16 protein-coding genes and 1 tRNA gene are annotated in these 15,324 nt (G+C 65.6%); 11 read left to right on the top strand and 6 right to left on the bottom strand.

The window, feature by feature from the left end:
• Window positions 1-273: 273 nt before the first annotated feature.
• The 5 genes from N825_RS04860 to N825_RS04840 all read right to left on the bottom strand — a co-directional run bounded on the left by N825_RS04860 (window position 274) and on the right by N825_RS04840 (window position 6,295).
• Entirely contained in the window at window positions 274-2,940 is a 2,667-nt protein-coding gene (locus N825_RS04860; protein WP_037447508.1) for a valine--tRNA ligase, read from the bottom strand.
• Window positions 2,941-3,065: 125 nt separating this feature from the next.
• The gene (locus N825_RS04855; RefSeq protein ID WP_483852542.1) at window positions 3,066-3,683 is read right to left on the bottom strand and encodes a DUF2497 domain-containing protein; all 618 of its coding nucleotides are present in this window, start codon (window positions 3,681-3,683) and stop codon (window positions 3,066-3,068) included.
• Between the two features lie 132 nt (window positions 3,684-3,815).
• The gene (locus N825_RS04850) at window positions 3,816-5,210 is read right to left on the bottom strand and encodes a TolC family outer membrane protein (RefSeq protein WP_037447503.1); all 1,395 of its coding nucleotides are present in this window, start codon (window positions 5,208-5,210) and stop codon (window positions 3,816-3,818) included.
• Window positions 5,210-5,542, bottom strand: a complete 333-nt coding sequence (locus N825_RS04845; RefSeq protein WP_037447930.1) for a rhodanese-like domain-containing protein — start codon at window positions 5,540-5,542, stop codon at window positions 5,210-5,212. The genes N825_RS04850 and N825_RS04845 overlap by 1 nt, the downstream gene beginning before the upstream one ends.
• A 96-nt stretch (window positions 5,543-5,638) precedes the next feature.
• Entirely contained in the window at window positions 5,639-6,295 is a 657-nt protein-coding gene (locus tag N825_RS04840; RefSeq protein ID WP_037447501.1) for a protein-L-isoaspartate O-methyltransferase family protein, read from the bottom strand.
• A gap of 244 nt (window positions 6,296-6,539) precedes the next feature.
• Between N825_RS04840 and N825_RS04835 the strand changes: the two genes are divergently transcribed.
• The 10 genes from N825_RS04835 (at window position 6,540) to N825_RS04790 (ending at window position 13,717) form a co-directional block, all read left to right on the top strand.
• Window positions 6,540-6,613 (top strand) — tRNA-Cys (locus N825_RS04835).
• Window positions 6,614-7,018: 405 nt separating this feature from the next.
• Window positions 7,019-7,324 carry a hypothetical protein gene (locus tag N825_RS39645; RefSeq protein WP_037447499.1) on the top strand — a complete coding sequence of 102 codons (306 nt, stop codon included), beginning with the start codon at window positions 7,019-7,021 and terminating at the stop codon, window positions 7,322-7,324.
• A gap of 200 nt (window positions 7,325-7,524) precedes the next feature.
• On the top strand, window positions 7,525-8,586 hold the full coding sequence (locus N825_RS37715; RefSeq protein ID WP_198038177.1) for a S1C family serine protease: 1,062 nt from the start codon (window positions 7,525-7,527) through the stop codon (window positions 8,584-8,586).
• Between the two features lie 202 nt (window positions 8,587-8,788).
• Window positions 8,789-9,325 carry a helix-turn-helix domain-containing protein gene (locus tag N825_RS04820; RefSeq protein ID WP_063833616.1) on the top strand — a complete coding sequence of 179 codons (537 nt, stop codon included), beginning with the start codon at window positions 8,789-8,791 and terminating at the stop codon, window positions 9,323-9,325.
• Window positions 9,326-9,436: 111 nt separating this feature from the next.
• Entirely contained in the window at window positions 9,437-10,054 is a 618-nt protein-coding gene (locus N825_RS04815; RefSeq protein ID WP_037447497.1) for an NUDIX domain-containing protein, read from the top strand.
• Between the two features lie 105 nt (window positions 10,055-10,159).
• On the top strand, window positions 10,160-11,164 hold the full coding sequence (locus N825_RS04810) for a cysteine synthase A (RefSeq protein ID WP_037447921.1): 1,005 nt from the start codon (window positions 10,160-10,162) through the stop codon (window positions 11,162-11,164).
• Window positions 11,165-11,178: 14 nt separating this feature from the next.
• Window positions 11,179-11,883: an alanyl-tRNA editing protein gene (locus tag N825_RS04805; protein WP_037447494.1), complete on the top strand. Its 705-nt coding sequence runs from the start codon at window positions 11,179-11,181 to the stop codon at window positions 11,881-11,883.
• 49 nt (window positions 11,884-11,932) lie between these two features.
• Complete coding sequence (gene sseA, locus N825_RS04800) at window positions 11,933-12,805, top strand: 3-mercaptopyruvate sulfurtransferase (RefSeq protein ID WP_037447492.1); 873 nt, start codon at window positions 11,933-11,935, stop codon at window positions 12,803-12,805.
• Between the two features lie 32 nt (window positions 12,806-12,837).
• The gene (locus N825_RS04795) at window positions 12,838-13,449 is read left to right on the top strand and encodes a GNAT family N-acetyltransferase (protein WP_051511542.1); all 612 of its coding nucleotides are present in this window, start codon (window positions 12,838-12,840) and stop codon (window positions 13,447-13,449) included.
• A gap of 70 nt (window positions 13,450-13,519) precedes the next feature.
• On the top strand, window positions 13,520-13,717 hold the full coding sequence (locus N825_RS04790; RefSeq protein ID WP_037447488.1) for a hypothetical protein: 198 nt from the start codon (window positions 13,520-13,522) through the stop codon (window positions 13,715-13,717).
• 11 nt (window positions 13,718-13,728) lie between these two features.
• Here N825_RS04790 and N825_RS04785 read toward each other — a convergent pair whose 3' ends face one another.
• Window positions 13,729-14,103 (bottom strand): cupin domain-containing protein, encoded by a 375-nt coding sequence (locus N825_RS04785; protein WP_245613009.1) that lies wholly within the window; start codon window positions 14,101-14,103, stop codon window positions 13,729-13,731.
• 183 nt (window positions 14,104-14,286) lie between these two features.
• Between N825_RS04785 and N825_RS04780 the strand changes: the two genes are divergently transcribed.
• Complete coding sequence (locus tag N825_RS04780) at window positions 14,287-15,039, top strand: class I SAM-dependent methyltransferase (protein ID WP_037447918.1); 753 nt, start codon at window positions 14,287-14,289, stop codon at window positions 15,037-15,039.
• Window positions 15,040-15,324: the final 285 nt, after the last annotated feature.

Genomic DNA, 15,324 nt, shown 5'->3' with positions numbered 1-15,324 from the left:
GGAGCGGCGGATTCCCTGAGGCTCCGATGCGGCGGGTGCATGGCTTCCAACGCCCACTCCAACCCCGCGGACCATTGATAGCTTTCTTCAATCACACGCGTGACCCAAATCGGCAAACCGACATGCCCCGACTTTGTGACCGCAACCTGTATACAGCATTCCCTCTCGCGTTTCTGATTTGGAAACACTGGGGTTGAAAAGAAAGCGGGGCGCCACACCGATCCTGGTGTGGCGCCCCGCCGCCGTTCTTCGAACGCCCAGTTGGACTGGCCGTCAGGCCGACGCCAGCCGGGCCAGGGCTTCCGTGAGTTTGGCCCTGCCCGCTTCGGCGGTGGCGCGGCGTTCCCGCTGTTCCTCGATGACCTCCTCTGGAGCGCGCGAGACGAAGTTGGCGTTGTTGAGCTTCTGGTCGATCTTGGCGACCTCGCCGGAGAGCTTGTCGATCTCCTTCCTCAACCGCGCCTTCTCCTGGTCGATGTCGATCACCCCGGCCAAGGGCAGCAGCACCGCGGCCTCGTCGAGCACCGCCTGGATGGCTCCCTTGGGCGCTGGTTCGGTGGTGGTGTCGGCCGACGACAGACGAGCCATCCGCAGGATCAGGTCGCGGTGGGTATCGAGACGCCGCGCGGTCTCCGTCCCGGCATCCTTCAACAGCATGGGGATCTGGGCCCCGGCCGGCACGTTCATCTCCGAGCGCACCGTCCGGACCGTGGAGATCAGCCGGACCACCCAGTCCATCTCCGCCTGCGCCGCGGCATCCTCCATCTCCGGGCCGAACACGGGCCACGCGGCGCGGATCAGCCCGGTTCCCCCGGTGCCGGTTCCGCCACCCAGCTGCTCCCGAAGCTCCTCGGTGATGAAGGGCATGAACGGATGCAGCAGGTGCAGGATCTCATCCAGGACCCACGCGGTCGTCGCGCGCGTCTCCGCCTTGGCGGCCTCGTCATCGCCGTTGAGGATGGGCTTGGTAAACTCCAGGTACCAGTCGCAGAAGGTGTTCCAGGTGAACTGATAGAGCGCTCCCGCCGCGTCGTTGAAGCGATAGGCCTCGATCGCCTCCGCCGTCCGCGCGGCGGTCTTGGCGACCTCGCCGGCGATCCAGCGATTGGCCGTCAGCTTGACCGCCTGGGCATCGAACCCCGGCACCGGCACACATCCGTTCATCTCGCAATAGCGCGCGGCGTTCCACAGCTTGGTGGCGAAGTTCCTGTTACCCTCGACCCGGCCGACCGCCAGCTTGATGTCCCGCCCTTGGGCCGCCATGGCGGCCAGGGTGAAGCGCAGCGCGTCGCAGCCATACTCGTCGATCAGGTTGAGCGGATCGATGACATTGCCCTTCGACTTCGACATCTTCTGCCCACGCTCGTCGCGCACCAGGGCGTGGATGTAGACATGGCGGAACGGCACGTCGCCCATGAAGTGCAGGCCCATCATCATCATCCGGGCGACCCAGAAGAAGATGATGTCGAAACCGGTGACCAGGACGTCACCGGGATAGTACCGCTCCAGTTCCTTCGTCTGGTTAGGCCAGCCCAGCGTCGAGAACGGCCACAGCGCCGACGAGAACCACGTGTCGAGCACGTCGGGATCGCGCGTCAGGTCGGTCGGAGCGCCGTAGTGGGCTTCCGCCGCGGCCTTGGCCGCATCCTCCGTCTCCTCGACGAAAACGGCGCCATCCGGTCCATACCACGCGGGGATCTGGTGACCCCACCAGATCTGGCGGCTGATGCACCAGGGCTGGATGTTGCGCATCCACTCGAAATAGGTGTTCTCCCACTGCTTGGGAACGAACACCGTCCTGCCCTCCTCGACCGCCTTGATGGCGGGTTGCGCCAAGGTCACCGCGTCGCAGTACCACTGGTCCGTCAGCCACGGCTCGATCACCATGCCGGAGCGGTCACCGTGGGGCAGCATGTGGGTGTGCGGCTCGATCCTCTCCAGCAGGCCCAGCGCCTCCATGTCGGCGACGATCCGCTTGCGCGCCTCGTAGCGGTCAAGTCCCCGATAGGCCTCGGGGATGATCGCGTCGTCGATGATCCGGGCGTCGCGATCCAGGACGTTGATCATCTCCAGCTGGTGGCGCCGGCCGACCTCGAAGTCGTTGAAGTCGTGCGCGGGTGTGATCTTGACGGCACCGCTGCCAGTCTCCGGATCGGCGTACTCGTCGCCGACGATCACGATCCGGCGCCCGACCAGCGGCAGGATGGCATGGCCACCGATGAGATCGCGGTAACGCTCGTCCTCGGGATGGACGGCGATCGCGGTGTCGCCCAGCATCGTCTCCGGGCGTGTGGTCGCCACGGTGATGAAACGGTCCGGCTGGTTCTCCAGCGGATACTTGAAGTGCCAGAGATGACCCTGGACCTCGCGTGACTCCACCTCCAGGTCGGAGATGGCGGTGTGCAGCTTGGGGTCCCAGTTGACCAGCCGCTTGTCGCGGTAGATCAGCTTTTGCTTGTGCAGCGTGACGAAGACCTTGGCGACGGCCTCCGACAGGCCCTGGTCCATGGTGAAGCGTTCCCGCTCCCAGTCGGGCGAGGCGCCGAGGCGGCGCAACTGACGGGTGATGGTGCCGCCGGATTCCGCCTTCCACTGCCAGACCTTGTCGATGAAGGCGGCGCGGCCGAGGTCGTGGCGCGTCTTGCCCTCCGCCGCCAACTGGCGCTCCACCACCATCTGGGTCGCGATGCCCGCGTGATCGGTGCCCGGCTGCCACAGCGCGTCGTCGCCGCGCATCCGATGGTACCGCACCAGGATGTCCTGAAGGGTGAAGGTCAGCGCGTGCCCCATGTGCAGGCTGCCCGTCACGTTGGGCGGCGGCATCATGATGGTGTAGGGCGTCGCGTTGGAATCGGCGTTGGCCGCGAAGGCGCCGGAATTCTCCCAGGCGTCGTAACGCTTCGCTTCGACGTCGGCGGGGCGGTAGGTCTTGTCCAGCATCGCTGAACCTTTCGGTGCCGCGGGTCTACGACCTCGCGGAAATGGAAATGGATATGGCGGACCCTGCGTTCAGCACGGTCCGCCCCGATCAACTCCGGCGCCCAAGGCGATGGCTGGATCGTTCGTCAGCCGCCTTGGGCGCGGCGTACCATCTTCTCGATCTCGCGCTGAACCATCCGCTCCACCATGGGCGGCAGGTTCTGGTCCAGCCAGTCCCGCAGAAGTGGCCGCATGACATCCTTCAGGATATCCTCGACCGTCGGCCCGCCGCCATAGGCGTGCATGCTCCCCGAGAAGCGGTTGCCGCCGATGCTGGTGGCGAGCTGCGCGAAGGCCGCGCTGGCCGCCGCGGCCGACGGGGCTGAGACGAGATCGTCGTCATCGTAGCTCGGTCTTGGCTGCGGCCGGGGCGCCGGGCGGTCGAACAGATCGTCCAGGGACTCGAGCGAGAGCGGCGGTTCCGGCTGGTAGGGTTCCGGTTCCGGATCCATGGCACCCGCCCACGGGTCGTCCGGCGGATCCTCGACGTCGACGACGGACCCGTCGTCCTGGACCATCTGTGTGAGTTCCAGCACGTCCTCGTCCATCGGCTCTTCCGGCGGAGGCGGCGGTGGTGGTGGCGCGACACGGGCGACAGGCGCTGGCGGTGGTGGCGGAGGAGGAGCCGGTTCAGGCTTGCTCGGCTCGGCGGGTTCCGTATCCTCGGAAATGATTCGTCGAATGGAGGCAAGGATTTCCTCCATCGATGGTTCTTGCTGGGACTTCGTATCACTCATCAGCGCAACCCCAGGGTCCTGATCCGGAACCCGGAGCCTATGTCACAACAGGTTAAATTACCACCAAGTCGTTGAACCGGCCGGGTGGAAGCCGAATGATCACTCATTGATATCGGTGCCCCACCACTTGTCGCGCACCTGCTTGTAGTGACTCTCGTGATCGTAGAGCTTGACCTGGAGACCAAGCTGCCGGGCGGTCAATTGCCCGGTGGCCGACAGCACGGAGAACGCCGCGACCGTCTCGTCGCGCTGCGCCCGAACCAGTTCGACGCGCGCGTCCAGCAGTTCCTGTTCGCTATCGAGGGTATCGAGCGTGGTGCGCGAGCCGACCAGCGCTTCCTGCCGAACGCCTTCCAGGGCGATTTCGGAGGATCGCACCTGGGACTGTCGCGATTCGATGGTGGCGCGCGCGGTGGTCAGACCTTCCCAGGCCCGGATCGCGTTCTCGACCACCTGCCGCCGCGCCTCTTCGATCTGGATACGCCTCTGGCTGGCGGTTTGGCGTGCCTCGCGGACCCGCGCCTCGACCGACCCGGCTTGATAGAGCGGGATCGTGACGGAAGCGGTGACCGAGGCGCCATCAGATCGGTCGGCGGAACTGCTCGGCTCATAGGTCCGCGACAAGGTGCCGCGCAGGTTGGCCGATGGCAGCAACTCGCCCCGCACCTGATCGACGGCGTTGCGGGCCGCCGTCTCGGTGAATTCCGCGGCGACCACGCTGGGATTGTTGCTCTCCGCCAGCGACACCGTCTCCTCCCGCGTCGCGGGCAGGTCGAAGCGCAGGCGCGGCGCGGTCAGCTGGCCGGGCGGCGATCCAATCAAGCGGGTATAGACGGCGCGGCTGGCTCGCAACGCGCCCTCGGCCTGGATCCTGTCCGACACGGCGCGCGCGAGCCGCGACTCCGCTTGGCTGACGTCGGTCCGGGTGATCTCGCCGACATTGAAGCGGTCGCGCGAGGCGTCGAGCTGGCGCCGCAGCACCTGCTCGTTGTTGATGTTGAGGTCGACCACGGCCTGGTCCCGGACGACGTCCAGGTAGGCGGTGGACGCGTCGAGCAGGACCGATTGTTCGGTCGACAAGAGGTCGGCGCGCTGCGCCTGGACCAGCGCCTCGGCACGTTTGGTGCCGGCCGCGGTGCGGCCACCGGAGTAGAGCGGCTGAACCACGCTGAGGTCGACCCCCCGCTGCGCGAGGTTGGAATCCAGCGTCCTGCCAGCGCCGCGTGACCGCTGGCGGCTGTAACCGGCGTCGGCCCCAGCCTCCAGCGTCGGCCTATAGCCGGACAGCGCCTGGGGCACCAGCTCGTCGGTGGCCCGCAATTGGGCGCGCTGGGAATCGATGGTCGGGTTGGTGGCGTAGGCGTTGGCCAGCGCCTCCTCGAGGCTTTGGGCCGAAGCGGGGTGGCCGGCCACCAGGGCCAGCAGGGCGCCGCCCAAAACGGCGCCAAGCGATGTGCCGCGCGCGAGGCCGGATAGCCGGGATTTCCGTCTCATCAATACACCTTCATCGTCGGATCGATGCGGCGAGCCCAGGCATCAACGCCGCCCATCAGATTGGTCGCCTTGGCGAACCCGTTGTGACGCAGCCAGGCGGTCGCCTGCGCGCTCCGGCCGCCGTGATGGCAGACCAGAACCATCTGGCGATCCCTCGGCAATTCCGCCGATCGGCTGGTCAGGGAGCCCAAGGGCACGTTGACGCTCCCCTCGATCTTGCAGAACTCGAATTCCCAAGGTTCCCGCACGTCCACCAGGGCGACATCGGCGCCGGACTGGCGCAGACTCTGGAGAGCATCGACGTCGATCTGCGGCGGCACTGTGTCGGTCATCACACGTCCCTCGTCACAATAAGGCCCGGTCGGCATAAGTCCCGTCGGCGCGAACAGGGTCGGAACCGCCGCCGTGGGCGGCATCCGAACACCCTATCAGAACTGGAAAACCGGCTTCGGCTCGAATCCGGGCAGCAGCGGGGTCGCCGCGTCGAACAGGATGCGGCCGGTTTCCACCTTGCCCGTCCGCTGGAAGATCCGCGCCTGCCCCATGCGTCCATCGGGAGACACCACGGTGACCAGCCGGCCGCCTTCGGCCAACTGTTCCAGGATCGCCGCCGGCACCTCGGCCACGGCGCCATGGATCAGGATGACGTCGTAGGGCGCCTGCTTGGCATGGCCTTCGATCAGCGGTCCCTGGACCAGCACGACATTGTCGACGCCCAGCTCCCGCAACGTCCCGTCGGCGCGGGCCGAGAGTTCCGCGTCCTCCTCGAGCGCCACGACGGTGGCGGCCATGCGCGACAGGATGGCGCTGGCGTAGCCGGTGCCGCAGCCGAGATCGAGCACGATGTCGTTTGGCTTGACCCGCGCTTCCTGGAGCAGCCGGGCGATCACCATCGGCTCGATCAGATAGCGGCCCTTGGCGACCGGAATATCCTCGTCGACATAGGCGAAGCCACGCGACGCCTTGGGCACGAACAATTCACGCGGAATGTTCGACATCGCTTCGACAAGAGCGTGATCGGTCACCTTGTTGGGGCGAACCTGCCCTTCGACCATGTTGTGGCGTGCTGCGGAATAATCGGGCATGGCAACCGTTTTCTGATCTTGTTTCATCCGGCGCGCCAGTCTTCCGCGGCGGAACGGCGCTGCGACGCCTTATATCCGTCAACGCGTTCGAACACAACGGAGAGCCTTCGAAGCGTCCCGGAACCGGCGCCCGCTGTCGCATGAATGCCGCAGCCGTCACCGGCCGCTTGACCCACGCCATCACGCCCGCTATATCAGGTCACCCTTTCGGAGCCGGCGCTGACATATGCCGGTTGCGGCACCTGGCGCGGTGGCAGAGTGGTGATGCAGCGGACTGCAAATCCGTATATCCGGGTTCGATTCCCGGCCGTGCCTCCAAATACTTTCTCCTAGACCCAATCATCACGAAAAGTCCCGGCGATGCCTCAGGCATGCGGCGGCCATTATCATGTGCCATTCGCGCTTGGCGAGCGTGTGATGAATTGCGGCGCCCCAGGCCCCGTTCGCCTGAGCGCCAAGTCAACCTCCCCTCCCCTGCCCTCCCCCACCCCGCCTCATCAATGCATACCCCAATCGATTTTATCTTGACTTGATAAGAGTGGAGACATTCTTGGTAATTAGTCTTTTCTTAAAGACTCGGATAATGGGTCGTTATTGCTGACGCATTTTTACTACACCAGCCCAACTATTGAGGCCAACACGGACAAAGCAGTGGCACCTCTCGCCTGCTTTCGTGCATCATGTATTTCGAAGTTGGTTTGTTGCGTCGCGGCGAGGGCGAGAATGGCCGAGACCGTTCGAGCCGACCGCGCCGATATCTTTCAAGTCGGACGGCTGGGCAAACCTGTCCATGCCGTCTCCGCCCAAGCGGTATCCAGGGAGCGGACCATGCACATCGCGATTGGACAAACGGCGCTAGCGACTCGCGGCAACGCCCTGGCCATGACAATCGTCGTCGGACTGATCGCCACGGTCGCCGGAGGCGTGCTGGTGACGGCCTGGCGGGACAGCGTCGACGCCCAGCCCACGACCAGCGTGTCGCTGCCGGAAAACACCCGGCCCATGATCCTGGTACCGTTACCGCGCTGAGTTTGGCGGGGCGGTCTCCCAGCGCCCGCCTTCCGCACTTACGACATCACCCGGCCCAATCCGCTCCGAGGCGATCGACAACCCGAAATTTCTCCCGGATACCCGATGGAAGCGGTTCAAGCGCGCTTGATGCCCGCATCGCCGCGGCACAGATCATTGGTATGGTCACGCGATCGGGCGTGAACGCCGTGGGAGGCAACATGCCATCAGCGCTTGGGATGTTTCAACGATTCGGTCTGGACCGCCAATTGGGTCGCCATTTGGGCCATGTCCTTGTCTGGGGCATGCTCGCGGCCACCTCATCAGCCTCGACGATCACGAGCCCAGCCAGGGCGCAGGAGGCGCGAGCCCCCGATGTCGCCGCCATGACGCGGTCGGTTGTCGGTGTCAAGGCGACGGTCCCGTCCAATGCCCGCTCCGCCGAGAGCCTGGGGACGGAGCGCTCCGGCAGCGGCGTCGTCATCGATGGCAGCGGCCTGATCGTCACGATCGGCTACCTGATCATGGAGGCGAGCGCCGTCGAGGTCAGGACGGCCGACGGCAAGACCCACCCCGCCGAGATCGTCGCCTATGACAACGCCAGCGGCTTCGGGCTGATCCGCGGCCGCTATGGGTTCAAGGCGGAGCCGATGCGACTCGGCCGCTCCGCCGAGGCGCGGGTCGGGGATCCCATGCTGGCGGTCGCCCAGGGCGGCCTGGAGGGGGTTCACGCCACCTTGGTCGTCGGCAAGCGCGAGTTCGCCGGCTACTGGGAATACCTGTTGGACGAGGCGATCTTCACAGCGCCGGCCATGGCGGAGTTCGGCGGCGCCGCGCTGGTTTCCGCCAAGGGGGAGCTGATGGGCATCGGCTCGCTGTTCGTCCACGACGCGGCACCGCCGCTGGCCGCTCCCGGCAACATGTTCATTCCCGTGGATGTCTTGAAGCCGATCCTGGGGGACCTGCTGGCGATGGGGCGATCTGCCGAGGCGCCGCGTCCGTGGATTGGCGTCACCACGCGGGAAGCGGGCGGTCGCGTCGTGATCCAGCGGGTGACGCCCGAAGGGCCGGCCGCCGCCGCCGGCTTGCGGCCGGACGACGCCGTCCTCGCGGTCGGGGGCCAGCCGGTCACCAGTTTGGCGGAGTTCTATCGGAAAATCTGGGCTTTGGGCGATGCCGGCACACTCGTTCCGCTCGAAGTACAGCGGGGCGGCCGGGTTGAGACCCTGTCGGTCCGATCGATGGATCGGCACAGGCATCTGAGGCTGAATCCGACTTTCTGAGCCCTATCCTTTGGCGCTTCTAGCACAGGCGGCACTATCCGGAAGGATGCTTCGCCTTTTAGTGGTATTTAAGATTATATCGATATAATATGCGCCCGCTGGCGGTTGGGCTGACCCGATTTCGCCAGCCACGTTGGACTGGCTGAGGCGCGGATGTTTTCACGCCGGGCGTCCGATACGCAGCCGCACACGGATATGGGATATGATTCGCAAGCCTAAGAATGTCGCCAACGAGATCGACGCGCATGTGGGAGCGAGGCTGCGCCTCCGGCGATTGCTGCTCGGGATCAGCCAGGAGAAGCTCGGCGACGCGCTGGGCCTGACTTTCCAGCAAATCCAAAAATACGAGCGGGGGGCGAACCGCGTCGGCGCCAGCCGCCTGTTCGACTTGTCCAAGGTGCTGGACGTGCCGGTCGCCTATTTCTTCGATGCCATGCCGGACGAGACGGCGGCGGTGATGTCCGGCCGGCTGCCCGGTGGGGCTGGCGCGCTGGGCGATGCGCCGCTCGACGCGGACGTCCTGCTCAGCCGCGAAACCACCGATCTGGTGCGCGCCTATTACAGCATCGAGGATTCCGAGGTCCGCCGACGGGCGCTGGAGTTCCTGCGCACCGTCAGCGAGAGCGCGTCACTCCGCCGGCCGGGGAAACCGGCTGATCCCGAGCCCATCGCCGAGGCGATGGTCATCGCCGGGGAGGAACAACCCGCCGGCGACGGCAAGCTCCCCGAGGAGGTGTGAGAAACGGGTAGGTCGCTCGACGCGAATGGATTGGCCGGTGGGGCGCTCGCGCCCACCGGCGGCATGGGATATAAAAAAACGGTAGCCGGATCCGGCGAATGCCACTTTCAGATGCGATCGAGCGACATGATGGATGACGAGCGGGATATCGAGATCAGCGGCAAGGAAACCCTGCACGACGGCTTCTTCAAGATGGAGCTATACCGGCTTCGCCATCGGAAGTTCGACGGCGCTTGGACCGAGGAGGTCTCGCGCGAGATCTTCGAGCGCGGCAACTCGGTGGCGGCACTGCTGTACGATCCGGACGCCGACGCGGTCGTGATGGTCGAGCAGTTCCGCCTGCCGGCCTATTTGGCGGGAAGGCCGGCTTGGAGCGTCGAGACGCCCGCCGGCGTCGTCAAGCCCGGCGAGGAGTTGGCCGACGTCGCCCGCCGCGAGGCCTTCGAGGAGACCGGCTGCGAGATCGTCGGCGATCTCAGGCGCATCTCGGCCTTCATGGCGAGCATCGGCGGCAGCACGGAGATCGTCACGCTGTTCCTTGGGATCGTCGACTCGTCCAAAGCCAGTGGCATCCATGGCCTGGAGGACGAGCACGAGGACATCCGGGTCCATGTCGTCTCGGCACTCGAGGCTATCCGCCGGTCCGACGAGGGCGAGATCGACAACGCCGCCAGCATCATCGCGTTGAACTGGCTCGCCCGGAATCGAGACGGCCTGCGGCGCGGCTAGGAAGGCGCCGCGATCGGGCCCGGCTTGATCCGAACAGAGGCGAAAGCTAGTCTATCACCACTCCGGTATGTCATCAGCGCGACGCGCTGGGAAAGAGTGGTCACGGTGGATGTGCGCGACGGTTTCATCGGGAGCATCGGCGAAACGCCCCTGATCCGCCTGGAGGGTCCTTCCCGGGCGACGGGGTGCGATATCCTGGGCAAGGCCGAGTTCCTCAATCCGGGAGGATCGGTCAAGGACAGGGCCGCCATCGCGATCGTCCGCGACGCCGAACGGCGCGGCGCGCTGCGCCCTGGCGGAGTGATCGTCGAGGGGACGGCCGGCAATACCGGCATCGGTCTGGCGTTGGTCGGCAACGCCCTCGGCTATCGCACCGTGATCGTCATGCCTGAGACCCAGAGCCAGGAGAAGAAGGACATGCTGCGCCTGGTGGGCGCGGACCTCCGCCTGGTTCCCGCCCTGCCCTACAAGGATCCCGGCAACTACGTCCGCTATTCCGAGACGCTGGCGGCCGAACTGGCGGCGACCGAGCCCAACGGCGTGATCTGGGCCAACCAGTTCGACAACACCGCCAACCGCGAAGGCCACAAGGCGACGACGGGCCAGGAGATCTGGCGCCAGACCGGTGGCGCGGTGGACGCGTTCACCTGCGCCGTCGGCACCGGCGGCACGCTCGCCGGCGTCGGCATGGCGCTGAAGGAGATGAACCCCGACATCCGGATCGCCTTGGCCGATCCCATGGGTTCGGCGCTGTACAATCATTACGCCCATGGCGAATTGAAGGCCGAGGGCAACTCGATCACGGAAGGCATCGGCCAGGGCCGCATAACGGCGAACCTCGAGGGGGCCCCGATCGACGACTGGCATCGGGTGACGGACGAGGAGGCGTTGCCCCTGCTGTTCGACCTGCTGAAGAACGAAGGTCTCTGCCTGGGCGGATCCAGCGGCATCAATGTCGCCGCCGCGATGAAGGTGGCGCGCGACCTGGGTCCGGGTCATACCGTGGTCACCATCCTCTGCGACTTCGGGACGCGGTATCAGTCCAAGCTGTTCAATCCCACTTTCCTTCGGCAGAAGAACCTGCCCGTGCCGTCATGGCTCGATAGCTGAGGCTTGATCCGAGAATGGAATCCATCTTCCGCCAGGACGCCTACGCCACCCGATGCGCCGCCACCGTGATGGGCGTGGACGAGCGCGGCGTCACGCTTGACCGGACCGTCTGCTATCCCACCGGTGGTGGACAACCCGGCGACACGGGCACGCTCCACCACGGTGGAACCGCGACTCGGATCGTCGACACCATAAAGGGCGATGGCCTCGACACCGCGATCCACGTGCTGGAGCCTGGATCGGCGGCGCCGGCCGTTGGCGATTCGGTCGAGGTGGAGATCGACTGGGACCGCCGTTTCGCCCATATGCGAATGCACACCTGCCTGCACCTGCTGTGCGCGGTGGTGCCAGGCTCCGTCACGGGTGGCCAGATCGGGGCGGACAAGAGCCGTCTCGATTTCAACGTGCCGTCGGCCAGTCTCGATAAGGACGCGTTGACGGAGGCGTTGAACCGCCTGATCGAGGCGGATCACGTGGTCGGTCAGCGTTGGATCGACGACGCGGAGCTGGAGGCCAATCCGGATCTGGTCCGCACGATGTCGGTCAGGCCGCCGACCGGTACGGGAAAGGTGCGGCTGGTCGAGATCGACGGCGTCGACCTGCAACCCTGCGGCGGCACCCACGTCGCCCGGACCGGCGAGATCGGCCGGGTCGAAGTCACCAAGATAGAGAACAAGGGCAAGCAGAACCGGCGCGTGGTCGTGGCGCTCACGGCCTGACGACCGGCGATGGCCGGTCACGGCCGCACCGAACTTTCGAGGGGAAACGATGCCTTATTCAAAACCCGACGCGCTCGTCAGCACCGAGTGGCTGGCCCAGCACCTGAGCGCTCCGGATGTCCGCGCGGTTGACGCCACGTATTTCCTGCCGGGCTCCGACCGCGACGCCCGCGCCGAGTACGAGGAGCGCCACATTCCCGGCGCCGTGTTTTTCGATGTCGATGAGATCTCGGACACGTCGAGCGACCTGCCGCACATGCTGCCGTCGCCGGAAAAGTTCACCTCGCGCGTCCGCAAGCTCGGTTTGGGCGATGGCGTGCGGATCGTGGTCTACGACACCCATGGCCTGATGAGCGCGGCCCGGGTCTGGTGGATGTTTCGGGTGTTCGGCCACCACGACGTCGCCGTGCTCGATGGTGGATTGCCGAAGTGGATCGCCGAGGGGCGCCCGTTGGAGGACATGCCGCCGATGCCGCGCGAGCGGCACTTCACGGCGCGCCTCAACACGTTCCTGGTCCGGGACGCTGGTCAAGTCAAGGACGCGATCGGCGCCGGCCGGGAACAGATCGTCGACGCGCGGGCGGCTGGCCGCTTCACCGGCGCCGAGGCCGATTTCTGGCCGGGCCGCAGGGCTGGCCACATTCCGGGCAGCCTGAACCTGCCGTTCGGCGACCTGCTGAACCCAGGCGACCGGACCTTCAAATCCGCTGATCAGCTCACCGCCCTGGTGGAAAAGGCGGGTATCGACATGAAGCGCCCCGTGGTGACCAGTTGCGGTAGCGGCATCACCGCCTGCGTCGCGGCGCTGGGCCTTTACCTGCTGGGCAAGGAGGATGTCGCGGTCTATGACGGCTCATGGTCCGAGTGGGGACGGCGCGACGATCTGCCGGTCGAGACGGGCCCCGCCAAACCGGCAGCCTGAAACTGGAAGCCTGAAACTGGAAGGGTGACCCGATGACGACCCCTCCCGATCTTCGCGTCGTGCCGGGTCTGCCACCGGGCAAGCTGCGCGTGGTCATCACCTATCTGGAGATGACCAGCCCGCCGACCGCTCCGAAACCGCGCCCGCCGGTCGAGAAGCTGGCGCTGCTGCGGGCGGAGCGACCAACGGTCTCCTTCTACCGGTATCTCTACAACACGGTCGGCGAACCCTGGCTGTGGGTGGACCGGCGCAAGCTGGACGACGCGGCCCTGACGGCGATCATCCATGACCCGAAGGTGGAGATCGCCGTGCTGTATGTCGGCGGCGTCCCGGCGGGGTTCGCCGAGCTTGACCGGCGCCGGGGAACCGCAGTGGACCTCAGCTATTTCGGCATGATTCCGGAATTCGTCGGCATGAGGCTGGGCCCCTTCCTGCTGGGCTGCGCGATCGACGCCGCCTGGAAGGGAGGTGCCGGGAAGGTGACGGTCAACACCTGCACGCTGGACCATCCCAAGGCCCTGCGCCTGTACCAGCGCGCGGGCTTCACTCCGGTGCGCCAGGATGTCAGGATCGCCGACGACCCGCGCGTCACCGGTTTGATCCCCCTTGACGCGGCACCTCAACACCCGATCGTAACTTCTTGATTCCACGTTGTTCCAACCATAAGGTCCGGGTCCGTCACGATGACCTCAGACAGTATCGGGTAGAACAGTCATGCGCGCTTTCGAAGGCCAACATTCCGACAACGTCGCGATCAAGCGGAGCAAGGACCAGAAGGTCCAATTGCTCAAGCAGTTGCGCGAACAGTTCGCGGCGCTCAAGCCGACGGTCGCTCCTGGCATCCGCACGGCCATGGCGAAGCGGATCGCGGACCTGGAGAAAGAGGTTGGCGGCGCACCGAGAAAGGCCTGACGCCGTTCCAGTCAGTCTGCCCGCCGGTCCGCGTGGAACACCGCGATCCAGACCGTCGGTTGGTCGGGATCGGTCCAAGCCACGCGGTGGCGCCGGCGCGGCGGAATGTTCAGGTGATCGCCGGAAAGCAGACGATGGGGTTCCGCCTCGCCCTCGAATTCAAGGATGGCGGCGCCGCGCAGCACGATCACCCACTCGCCCTCTGGCTGATCGTACCAAAAACCGGGGGGCGAACTCTGGCCGCGCGAGACGATGCGTTCAATACGAACTCCCGGCGTCACCAACAGGTCCTGGAGAATCTCCTCCGGCATGACGTCAGGAATGTCATCGAAGACGTTGTTTTTAAACGAACCCATACTTTTGATCTCTCGAATTGATTGCTGCACCGCACCATTAGTGGCATACCCTATTGCCACCCTGCTGCCCCGGCATTCGTGAAGACTTTGTGGCACTGGTGGTTTTATCGTCGGTCAGAGAGATTACGTTCGTACCACCTGGAAACAGATGTACGGTTTTTGAACAGGATGTCCCGGATGGATCAGGCGTTGACAGCCACCCGAACGCGAAACTTGACCCCCGATTCGGCCTCCCGCTGGATCAAGGAATGGGATCGCCAGCAGGAGGGTTATGTCACCCACCGCGAGACTCGGTTCGAGATCATCGCGGACGCCTTGACGGCGGCCGGACTGGTCGCCCCGGTGATCCTGGATCTCGGCTGTGGCCCCGGCAGCTTGGGCGACCGGTTGGCGGAACGTCTGCCCGGCGCCGAGATCGTCGGACTGGACTATGATCCCCTCCTGCTGACCCTCGCCCGAGCGATGCACGCGGACAGCACCGACCGGAGCTGGATCGAGCTGGACATGCGCCGGACCGACTGGGTCGATTACCTGGATGGCCGGCGGTTCGACGCCGTCGTCAGCACGACCGCCCTCCACTGGCTGGGCGCCCCCAACCTGATGCGGGTCTATCAGGACCTGACGTCCGTGCTGGCACCAGGGGGAGTCTTCGTCAATGGCGATATCTGCTCTTACGACCAGACGCAGCCGACCTTGCGGCGGATGACCGCCACGGCGATCAAGGCGAACCGCGCGGCGGCCCGGGCCGATGGCGCCCACGACTGGGTCGGCTGGTGGGACGCCATCGCGGCGGAACCGGCCTTGAGCGCCGCCGTCGCCGAACGGCATCGCCGATTCTCCAACTTGCCGCCCAAGCAGGAGATGACGATGGACTTCCATCTTGCCGCCTTGCGTCAGGTGGGCTTCCGGGAAGTCGGCTGCATCTGGCGCCACTTGGGTGATTACCTGGCGCTCGGCCTGCTTTGACGGCGCGTGATTCTGACCGCGCGGACAGAATCACGGATCCGTAACAAAAATACCCTTGCATCTCCGCGCGAAGAGAGTATCTCAGCAGTCGTTGACGCACCCGCACGTGCCGCTGGCCCTTTGAGGTTATGTAACGACGTACCGCGTCCTTTTTGGCAGAACCGGTCATCCGTGGGCCGGTCCCGAGAGGGAGGTAAGTATGTTTGCTATCGGCCAGAAGGCTTTAGAACCGTAAGGTAGCGGGCAGATCCGCCGACGCTGGAAAGATCCCGCACACCGCGTTAC

Origin of the sequence: Skermanella stibiiresistens SB22, from assembly GCF_000576635.1 — a bacterium.
Lineage (GTDB): Bacteria > Pseudomonadota > Alphaproteobacteria > Azospirillales > Azospirillaceae > Skermanella > Skermanella stibiiresistens.
Note: the sequence above shows the minus strand (reverse complement) of the source record. Positions and strands in the feature narration are given on the sequence as shown.

Coding starts and splice junctions, on each gene's coding strand:
- N825_RS04860 (WP_037447508.1), bottom strand. CDS start 2,940: ATGCTGGACAAGACCTACCGCCCCGCCGACGTCGAAGCGAAGCGTTAC.
- N825_RS04855 (WP_483852542.1), bottom strand. CDS start 3,683: ATGGAGGAAATCCTTGCCTCCATTCGACGAATCATTTCCGAGGATACG.
- N825_RS04850 (WP_037447503.1), bottom strand. CDS start 5,210: ATGAGACGGAAATCCCGGCTATCCGGCCTCGCGCGCGGCACATCGCTT.
- N825_RS04845 (WP_037447930.1), bottom strand. CDS start 5,542: ATGACCGACACAGTGCCGCCGCAGATCGACGTCGATGCTCTCCAGAGT.
- N825_RS04840 (WP_037447501.1), bottom strand. CDS start 6,295: ATGCCCGATTATTCCGCAGCACGCCACAACATGGTCGAAGGGCAGGTT.
- N825_RS39645 (WP_037447499.1), top strand. CDS start 7,019: ATGGCCGAGACCGTTCGAGCCGACCGCGCCGATATCTTTCAAGTCGGA.
- N825_RS37715 (WP_198038177.1), top strand. CDS start 7,525: ATGCCATCAGCGCTTGGGATGTTTCAACGATTCGGTCTGGACCGCCAA.
- N825_RS04820 (WP_063833616.1), top strand. CDS start 8,789: ATGATTCGCAAGCCTAAGAATGTCGCCAACGAGATCGACGCGCATGTG.
- N825_RS04815 (WP_037447497.1), top strand. CDS start 9,437: ATGCGATCGAGCGACATGATGGATGACGAGCGGGATATCGAGATCAGC.
- N825_RS04805 (WP_037447494.1), top strand. CDS start 11,179: ATGGAATCCATCTTCCGCCAGGACGCCTACGCCACCCGATGCGCCGCC.
- sseA (WP_037447492.1), top strand. CDS start 11,933: ATGCCTTATTCAAAACCCGACGCGCTCGTCAGCACCGAGTGGCTGGCC.
- N825_RS04795 (WP_051511542.1), top strand. CDS start 12,838: ATGACGACCCCTCCCGATCTTCGCGTCGTGCCGGGTCTGCCACCGGGC.
- N825_RS04790 (WP_037447488.1), top strand. CDS start 13,520: ATGCGCGCTTTCGAAGGCCAACATTCCGACAACGTCGCGATCAAGCGG.